The organism is Leifsonia sp. RCC_180 (assembly GCF_058138205.1).
In genome coordinates, this window is the sequence record NZ_CP200340.1 from 3,852,378 (window position 1) to 3,861,539 (window position 9,162).

The 9,162-nt window shown below is 68.7% G+C and carries 7 protein-coding genes; all 7 read left to right on the top strand.

Annotation, left to right across the window (positions count from 1 at the left end):
* Positions 1-23: 23 nt before the first annotated feature.
* On the top strand, positions 24-971 hold the full coding sequence (locus AB7E03_RS18885) for a carbohydrate ABC transporter permease (RefSeq protein WP_489942831.1): 948 nt from the start codon (positions 24-26) through the stop codon (positions 969-971).
* A complete protein-coding gene (locus AB7E03_RS18890; protein ID WP_441783990.1) occupies positions 968-1,801 on the top strand; it encodes a carbohydrate ABC transporter permease in 834 nt (277 codons plus the stop codon). The genes AB7E03_RS18885 and AB7E03_RS18890 overlap by 4 nt, the downstream gene beginning before the upstream one ends.
* 62 nt (positions 1,802-1,863) lie before the next feature.
* Entirely contained in the window at positions 1,864-4,134 is a 2,271-nt protein-coding gene (locus AB7E03_RS18895) for an alpha-L-rhamnosidase (RefSeq protein WP_489942832.1), read from the top strand.
* Positions 4,135-4,201: 67 nt separating this feature from the next.
* Positions 4,202-5,365, top strand: a complete 1,164-nt coding sequence (gene rhaI, locus AB7E03_RS18900) for an L-rhamnose isomerase (RefSeq protein ID WP_489942833.1) — start codon at positions 4,202-4,204, stop codon at positions 5,363-5,365.
* A gap of 2 nt (positions 5,366-5,367) precedes the next feature.
* Positions 5,368-7,404: a bifunctional aldolase/short-chain dehydrogenase gene (locus AB7E03_RS18905; RefSeq protein WP_489942834.1), complete on the top strand. Its 2,037-nt coding sequence runs from the start codon at positions 5,368-5,370 to the stop codon at positions 7,402-7,404.
* Positions 7,401-8,837 carry a rhamnulokinase gene (locus AB7E03_RS18910; protein ID WP_489942835.1) on the top strand — a complete coding sequence of 479 codons (1,437 nt, stop codon included), beginning with the start codon at positions 7,401-7,403 and terminating at the stop codon, positions 8,835-8,837. Before AB7E03_RS18905 ends, AB7E03_RS18910 begins: the two co-directional genes overlap by 4 nt.
* 8 nt (positions 8,838-8,845) lie before the next feature.
* Positions 8,846-9,162, top strand: a 317-nt coding sequence (locus AB7E03_RS18915; RefSeq protein WP_489942836.1) for an alpha-hydroxy-acid oxidizing protein, incomplete at its 3' end; no start/stop codon positions are given.

Here is a 9,162-nt window from a genome sequence, read left to right on the forward strand (position 1 = left end):
AGAACACTCGACGAGGAGCGGACATGTCGACGGCTACCACTTCGACCGCAACGCAGGCGGCCGGAATCCTGACCGAGGCGAAAGGCCCCGATGATCGCAAGGCCCGGCGCACCGGCATCAGGTCGCACTATCCGACCTGGTTCTTCATCCCGGCGCTGGTTCTGTACGCCGTCTTCTTCGCGATCCCGTCGTTGTCGTCGTTCTACTTCTCGCTCACCCGCTGGTCGCTGTTCGATGCGCAGTTCATCGGATTCGCGAATTACGTCCAGTTCTTCCAGGACCCGCAGCTCTACACGAGCTTCATCCACACCCTGGTTTACGCGATCCTCACCTCCGGAGCCAAGGTCATCATCGGCTTCTTCCTGGCACTGCTCCTGACCTCCCCGGTCGTCGGGCGCGGCTACCTCCGGGCGATCGTCTTCTTCCCCGTGCTGCTGTCGACCATCGGCGTCGGCATCCTCTGGAAAGCGCTGCTCGACCCGTTCCACGGGATGGTCAACGGCGTGCTCGGGTTCTTCGGGCTCCCGCAGCCGGGGTGGTTCACGGATCCGAACCTCGCCCTCTACACGATCGCCGGCGTCGACATCTGGAAGGGCGTCGGTATCGCGACGCTCATCTTCATGGCCGGGATCGTCGCCATCCCGAACGAGTTCTACGAGGCGGCCAGGATGGACGGGGCCACCGGCTGGCGCATCCTGCGCGACATCACCCTCCCGCTGAGCCGCGGCGCCATGGCGACGGTCATCATCCTCTCGCTCATCGGCGGTCTGCGCTCCTTCGACATCATCTGGGCCACGACCGGCGGAGGCCCCGGCTTCACCAGCGACGTACTCGCCTCGGTGATCTACAAGCAGTACCAGGCGGGCTTCTACGGACTGTCCACCGCGGGCAACGTCGTGCTGTTCCTCGTGGTGACGGTGATCATGGTGCCGCTGTCGTACTTCCTGAACAGAAAGCAGGTGGAGCTGTGAAGCGGCAGCGCATCCGGTCCTGGACGATCGGGGTCATCGCGATCGCGGTCTCCGTCGTCGTCTTCCTCGTCCCCCTCGCCTTCGTGCTCCTCCAGGCCTCGAAGACGCCGGACGACGCCTCCAGCCTCGCCTTCACCTGGCCGAAGGAGTGGAGCTTCCTTCCGAACCTGATCGCGGTGCTGGAGAGCGGCGACGGTCTGATCTGGCGTGCCTTCTTCAACTCCGCCATCCTCACCGTCTTCTCGGTCACCCTCATGGTGATCATCGCGGCCATGGCCGGCTACGTGCTGGCCCGCAAGCGCAGCAAGTGGGGACCGGTCGTCAACTTCTTCGTGCTCGCCGGGCTCATCGTGCCCCCGGCTGTCGTCCCGACGATCTGGGTGCTGCAGGGCCTCGGCCTGTTCAAGACGATGCCGGGCATGATCCTGATCGAGACCACCTTCGGCCTGTCGTTCTCGATCCTGATGTTCCGGGCGTTCTTTGGGACGGTACCCCGGGAGCTCGACGAGGCGGCGGTGCTCGACGGCGCCGGGCGTGTGCGGATGTTCTTCCAGGTCATCCTCCCGCTGCTGCGGCCCGTCATCGTCACGGTGATCGTTGTGCAGTCGGTCTTCGTCTTCAACGACTTCCAGAACCCGCTGTACTTCCTGCCGGGCGCCGACAACGCGACCGTCCAGACGACCCTCTACAGCTTCTCGGGCCAGAACCTGAGCTTCTACAACCTGCTCTTCATGGACTTCCTGCTCATCACCGTCCCGCCGCTCGTCGCCTACATCTTCTTCAACCGGCAGATCATCGCCGGCATGACGAGTGGCGCTGTGAAGGGATGAGCCGGATGCCCGCCGAGACCACCGACACCGAACCCACGACACGAAACCGGAGAGACACCGCAATGAACTGGCACGCCCGCATGATCGCCGCCGCGAACGACTTCGACGGAGCGCCGCTGCTGCGACGGGAGTTCTCCCTCGAGGCGGGCCATGGCGCCGTCACCCGTGCGACCTTGCACCTCACCGCTCACGGCATCGTCGAGGCGTGGATCAACGGCCGCCCGGTGTCGGAGGATCTGTTCACGCCCGGCTGGAGCGCGTACGAGTGGCGGCTGCGGTACGCGGACTACGACGTCACCGAGCTGTTGGACGACACCTCGGTGCTCGCGCTCGCGCTCGGCAAGGGCTGGTTCGGCGGCCGGCTGGGATGGGCCGGCGGCGGCTCGTACTACGGTGACAGCCTCGGAGCGTTCGCCCAGCTGGAGGTGGAGTTCGCCGACGGTACGACGCAGCTCGTCGTGACCGATCAGGACTGGACCTCCGGCCCCGGCCCGGTGCTCGCCAATGACCTGTACGACGGGCAGACGATCGACGCCCGTCTGCGCGACGACGCCTGGAAGACCGCTGGTTTCGCCGGTGAGGGATGGACGGGCGTGCGCGAGCTCGACTTCGATACCGCGGCCCTGACGCCGTACATCGGTCCGCGCGTGACCCGCTGGGCCGCGCTCCCGGTCCAAGAGATCACCACCTCCCCGTCGGGCCGGACCCTGGTCGACTTCGACCAGAACCTGGTCGGCTGGATCAAGGTCCGGGTGCAGGGCGAGGCAGGCACCGAGGTCGTCATCCGTCACGCCGAGGTGCTCGAGCACGGCGAGCTGGGCGTCCGCCCACTGCGGAGTGCGAAGGCGACCGACCGCTACATCCTGAGCGGCGGGGTCGACGAGTTCGAGCCGACGTTCACCTTCCACGGGTTCCGGTACGCCGAGATCGAGGGATGGCCGGGCGAGCTGAAGCCGGAGGACCTGACGGCGATCGCGGTCGGCTCCGAGCTGACGCGCATCGGCGAGTTCCGCACCTCGGACCCGCTGCTCAACCAGTTCCACGAGAACGTCGTGTGGGGGATGCGCGGCAACTTCCTCGATGTGCCCACGGACTGCCCGCAGCGCGATGAGCGCCTGGGATGGACGGGCGACATCGCAGCGTTCGCGCCGACGGCGGCGTTCCTGTACGACGTCGACGGGTTCCTCTCCGACTGGCTGGTCGACCTCGACCTGGAGCAGCAGCACCACGACGGCATCGTCGGTTTCGTCATCCCGGACATCCTGAAGCACATCGACCAGCCGACCGACTTCGGCCCGGTCGAATCGACCGCCATCTGGAGCGACGCTGCGGTGTGGGTGCCCTGGACGCTGTACCAGGCGTACGGCGACGACACCGTGCTGCGGCGGCAGTTCGACTCGATGGCCTCGCATGTCCGGCATGTCGAGTCGCTGCTGTCACCGGCCGGGGTCTGGGACACCAGCTTCCAGTTCGGCGACTGGCTCGACCCCGACGCACCGCCGGAGGACCCGGCGCGTGCGAAGGCGGACACCGGGGTCGTCGCGACGGCCTGCGCCTTCCGTTCGGCGACGATCGTCGCCGAGACGGCGAAGCTGCTCGGCCGGGTGGAGGAGCAGGCGGAGTTCGAGGCCCTGGCCGCGCGCCTCCGCCAGTCGTTCACGACCGAGTACGTCCGTGACGGCGTCGTGAAGAGCGACTGCACCACCGTCTACGCGCTCGCGATCGTCTTCGGCCTGCTCGACGCGGCCGACGAGGAGTTCGCCGGCAACCGGCTGTCGGAGCTGACCGCCGAGGCCGGCTACCGTATCTCCACCGGTTTCGCGGGTACACCGTTCATCACGGACGCCCTCACGCAGACCGGCCACCTCGACGACGCGTACCGGCTGCTGCTGGAGCGCGAGTGCCCGTCCTGGCTCTACCCGGTCACGATGGGAGCCACGACGGTGTGGGAGCGGTGGGACTCGATGCTTCCCGACGGCACCATCAACCCCGGCGAGATGACGAGCTTCAACCACTACGCCCTGGGCGCTGTGGCGGACTGGATGCACCGCGTGGTCGGGGGAGTCTCCCCGCTCGAGCCGGGCTACGCCCGGGTGCTCGTCGCGCCCCAGCCGGGCGGCGGTCTGACCGAGGCGGAGACCTCGCTGGCCACGCCTCACGGCCCGGTGCGCGTGCGATGGACCCTCGACGGCGATGACCTCACCGTCGAGGCCGAGCTCCCGGACGGTGTGGACGGGGTTCTCCGGCTCCCCGGGCGCGACGACCAGACCATCGGCGCCGGACGCACGAGCGCGACGACCGCACTGCCGGCCACCGTCGACGTCGTCCGCTGACCGGCGACGGCTTCGACCACGACAGCGGCCGCGCATCACGCAGCGGCAGAGAGAAAGTGAAACTCCCATGACCCTCCCCGTCGAGATCCGGGATCAGCTGGCGCTGCAGGCGATCGAGCTGCCGAGCTGGGCGTTCGGCAACTCGGGCACCCGGTTCAAGGTGTTCGGAACCCCGGGCACCGCACGTGACCCGTTCGAGAAGATCTCGGACGCCGCGCAGGTGCACAAGCACACCGGCCTGGCTCCGAGCGTCGCCCTGCACATCCCGTGGGACAAGGTGGATTCGTACGCCGACCTCAAGAAGCACGCCGAGGACAACGGCGTCGAGCTCGGGACGGTCAACTCGAACACGTTCCAGGACGACGACTACAAGTTCGGGTCGGTGACGCATTCCGACGACCGGATCCGCCAGAAGGCGATCGATCACCACTTCGAGTGCATCGACGTGATGAACGAGACGGGGTCGCGCGACCTGAAGATCTGGCTGGCCGACGGCACCAACTACCCGGGGCAGGACTCGATGCGCGCCCGGCAGGACCGCCTCGCGGACTCCCTGGCGAAGATCTACGAGCGCATCGGCGAGGGCCAGCGGCTGGTGCTGGAGTACAAGTTCTTCGAGCCGGCGTTCTATCACACGGATGTGCCGGACTGGGGGACGAGCTACGTGCAGACCGCGACGCTCGGCGACCGCGCGGTGGTGTGCCTGGACACCGGCCACCACGCGCCGGGCACGAATATCGAGTTCATCGTGATGCAGCTGCTGCGGCTGGGAAAGCTGGGCTCGTTCGACTTCAACAGCCGCTTCTACGCCGACGATGACCTGATCGTGGGTGCGGCGGACCCGTTCCAGCTGTTCCGCATCATCTTCGAGGTGATCCGGGGCGGCGGGTACGCGAACCCCGAGGTCGCGTTCATGCTCGACCAGTGCCACAACCTGGAGGCGAAGATCCCGGGCCAGATCCGCTCGGTGCTGAACGTGCAGGAGGCGACAGCGAAGGCCCTGCTGGTCGACCTCGAGGCGCTCGACGCCGCCCAGCGCGCCAACGACGTCCTCGCGGCCAACACGGTGTTCATGGATGCGTTCAACACCGACGTGCGCTCCGACCTGGCCGCCTGGCGTGAGTCGCGCGGCCTGCCAGCCGACCCGATGGCCGCGTACAAGGCCAGCGGGTACCAGGAGAAGATCGAGTCCGACCGTGTCGGCGGCACGCAGGCGGGATGGGGAGCCTGACTATGACGAACGAGACCGTCGCTGCGCTGATCGCCCGCTCCAACCGCCTCGGGTCCGACCCGAAGAACACGAACTACGCCGGCGGCAACACGTCCGCCAAGGGCACCGAGACCGACCCGGTGACGGGTGAGCCGGTCGAGTTGCTGTGGGTGAAGGGGTCCGGGGGAGACCTCGGCACGCTCACCGAGCAGGGACTCGCCGTGCTTCGCCTGGACCGGCTCCGTGCGCTGCAGAACGTCTACCCGGGCGTCGAGCGCGAGGACGAGATGGTCGCCGCGTTCGACTACACGTTGCATGGCAAGGGCGGCGCTGCGCCGTCGATCGACACGGCCATGCACGGACTGGTGGATGCGGCCCACGTCGACCACCTGCATCCTGACTCGGGCATCGCGATTGCGACCGCGGCTGACGGCGAGCGGCTGACGCAGGAGATCTTCGGCGGACGCGTGGTGTGGGTGCCGTGGCGGCGTCCCGGGTTCCAGCTCGGGCTCGACATCGCGGCGATCAAGGCGGCGAACCCGGAGGCGATCGGAACGATCCTCGGCGGCCACGGCATCACGGCGTGGGGCGACACGAGCGAGGAGGCTGAGGCCAACTCGCTGTGGATCATCCAGACCGCCGCCGACTACATCGCGGCCCACGGACGCCCGGAGCCGTTCGGGTCGGCGCTGCCCGGCTACGAGCCTTTGCCGGAGGCGGAGCGGCGGGCGAAGGCCGCGGCGCTCGCTCCGCATCTGCGTGCCATCGCGTCCACCGACCGGGTGCAGGTCGGCCACTTCACCGACGACCGCGTGGTGCTCGACTTCCTTGCCTCGGCGGAGCACCCGCGGCTGGCAGCGCTGGGCACCTCCTGCCCAGACCACTTCCTGCGCACCAAGGTGAAGCCGCTGGTTCTCGACCTCCCTGCCGACGCCTCCATCGAGGACTCGGTCGCGCGGCTGGAGCAGCTGCACGAGCAGTACCGGGCCGACTACCAGGCCTACTACGACCGGCACGCGACCCCGGACTCGCCCGCGATCCGCGGCGCGGACCCGGCGATCGTCCTGATCCCGGGCGTCGGGATGTTCTCCTACGGCGCGAACAAGCAGACCGCCCGCGTGGCGGGCGAGTTCTACCTCAACGCCATCAACGTCATGCGCGGCGCCGAGGCGCTCTCGACCTACGCGCCCATCCCGGAGTCGGAGAAGTTCCGCATCGAGTACTGGGCGCTGGAGGAGGCGAAGCTGCAGCGGATGCCGAAGCCCAAGCCGCTCGCCGGGCGCATCGCTCTGGTCACGGGCGCCGCCTCGGGCATCGGCAAGGCCATCGCGACCCGGCTCGCGGGGGAGGGCGCGTGTGTCGTCATCGCCGACCTCGACCTGGCGAAGGCGCAGGCCGCCGCGGCCGAGATCGGCGACACCGACGTCGCGATCGGTGTCGCTGCGGACGTGACCGACGAGAAGGCGGTGGAGGCGTCCATCCGGGATGCGCTGCTCGCGTTCGGCGGTCTCGACCTGGTGGTCAACAACGCCGGCCTGTCCATCTCGAAGCCGCTGCTGGAGACCACGAACGCTGACTGGGACCTGCAGCACAACGTGATGGCCAAGGGGTCGTTCCTGGTCTCCCGCGCCGCGGCCCGCGTCCTGATCGACCAGAAACTCGGCGGCGACATCGTCTACATCTCCTCGAAGAACTCGATCTTCGCCGGCCCGAACAACATCGCCTACTCGGCGACCAAGGCCGACCAGGCGCACCAAGTGCGGCTGCTCGCGGCGGAGCTGGGGGAGCACGGCATCCGCGTCAACGGCATCAACCCGGACGGTGTCGTGCGCGGCTCGGGAATCTTCGCCGGCGGCTGGGGTGCCAAACGCGCCGCGGTCTACGGGGTGCCGGAGGAAGAGCTCGGAAAGTACTACGCGCAGCGCACCCTGCTGAAGCGCGAAGTACTGCCCGAGCACGTGGCCAACGCAGTGTTCGTGCTGTGCACCAGCGACCTCGACCACACGACCGGGCTGCACATCCCCGTCGACGCGGGGGTCGCGGCCGCGTTCCTGCGATGACCGGCGCCTCTCGAACCGTCGCCGCGGTCGACCTGGGAGCGACGAGTGGACGCGTGATGCACGCACGCGTCGGCGCCGACACGCTGGAACTAACCGAGGCCGCGCGCTTCCCGAACTCGCCCGTTCGGGTGTGGGAGGGGGACCGCGCGGCCCTGCACTGGGATGCGACCGGCCTGTACGCGAACGTGCTCGATGGGCTCGGTGTGGTTGCACGATCCGACCCGGGCCTCGCGAGCATCGGGGTGGATGCGTGGGCGGTCGACTACGGCCTCATGGCCGGCGGTCGGCTGCTGCGGGAGCCCTACCACTACCGCGACGAGCGGACCACAGCCGGCGTCTCGGCGGTGCACGCCGCTGTCGACCCGGCCGAGCTGTACCGGGAGGGCGGGCTGCAGTTCCTGCCTTTCAACTCGCTGTACCAGCTGGCGGTGGATGCGGCCGACGGCTCCCTCGGGGGCGCTGACCGCATCCTGCTGGTCCCCGACCTCATCACGTACTGGCTGACCGGGCAGGAGCTAGCCGAACGCACGAACGCGTCGACGACGGGCCTGCTGGCAGCGGACGGCGAGTGGAACCGACGGCTCATGGACCGACTCCGCCTGCCGCCGGTCCTGTTTTCGGGACTCGTGGATGCCGGCACAGCCGTCGGCCCCTTGCTGTCGCACCTCGCGACCGAGCTGCCGTTCGACGGCGCCGGACCGGTCGTCACCTCGGTCGGGTCGCACGACACCGCGTCGGCGGTCGTCGCCGTGCCGATGGACGCCTCCCGCGCCGCATACATCTCGTGCGGCACCTGGGGCCTCGTCGGTGTCGAGATCGAGCGCCGCATCCTGAGCGACGAGGGACGCGCCGCCAACTTCACCAACGAGGGCGGGGTGGATGGGCGCATCCGCTACCTGCACAACGTCATGGGGCTCTGGCTGCTCAGCGAGTCGCTGCGCGAATGGCAGCGGCGCGGACTGCCGGTGACCCTGGAGGCGCTGCTCGCCGAGGCCGCGGCGCTCCCGCGACCGGCCGACCTGTTCGACGCAGACGACCCGCGGTTTCTGGCGCCCGGCGACCTGCCCTCGCGGCTCGCGTCATGGTTCGAGGAGCGCGGCCTACGGGCGCCGGCCTCGCCGGCCGGCATCGTCCGCGTCATCGTGGAGAGCCTCGCGGAGGCGTTCGCGCGTACCGTCGAGCGTGCGTCCGAGCTGTCGGGCGTGCCGGTCGACACCATCCACTTGGTCGGGGGCGGAGCGCGCAACGCGCTGCTCTGCCAGGCCACCGCAGACCGAGCCGGCGTGCCCGTTCTCGCCGGGCCGGTCGAGGCTACCGCCATCGGCAACGTCTTGGTGCAGGCTCGTGCTGCCGGGCTCCTCGCCGGCGACCTCGAGACGCTCCGGGGCCTCGTCGCCCGCACCTCCCACCTCATCCGATACGACCCCAGATAGGCAGTCATATGGTTTCCCGTCAGTTCCCTCGTCCGGTCGAGTTGCTGGAGTTGATGCAGTTCAAGCGTCCGGAGCTGAATCTGAAGAAGCGGCGGTTGTCGTCGGCGTTGACGATCGAGGATCTGGCACGGATCGCTCGCCGGCGCACACCGAAGGCGGCGTTCGACTACACCGAGGGTGCCGCGGAGGGCGAGTTGTCGCTGGCGCGGGCACGGCAGGCGTTCCAGGATGTGGAGTTCCACCCGTCGATCCTGCGGGATGTGTCCACGGTGGACACGTCGTGCCAGATTTGGGGTGGCCCGTCGGCGTTGCCGTTCGGGATCGC

Bases quoted from the DNA above. Each gene is read 5' to 3' on its own strand.
- AB7E03_RS18910 (WP_489942835.1), top strand. From the start codon at position 7,401: ATGACCGGCGCCTCTCGAACCGTCGCCGCGGTCGACCTGGGAGCGACG.
- AB7E03_RS18885 (WP_489942831.1), top strand. From the start codon at position 24: ATGTCGACGGCTACCACTTCGACCGCAACGCAGGCGGCCGGAATCCTG.
- AB7E03_RS18895 (WP_489942832.1), top strand. From the start codon at position 1,864: ATGAACTGGCACGCCCGCATGATCGCCGCCGCGAACGACTTCGACGGA.
- AB7E03_RS18905 (WP_489942834.1), top strand. From the start codon at position 5,368: ATGACGAACGAGACCGTCGCTGCGCTGATCGCCCGCTCCAACCGCCTC.
- rhaI (WP_489942833.1), top strand. From the start codon at position 4,202: ATGACCCTCCCCGTCGAGATCCGGGATCAGCTGGCGCTGCAGGCGATC.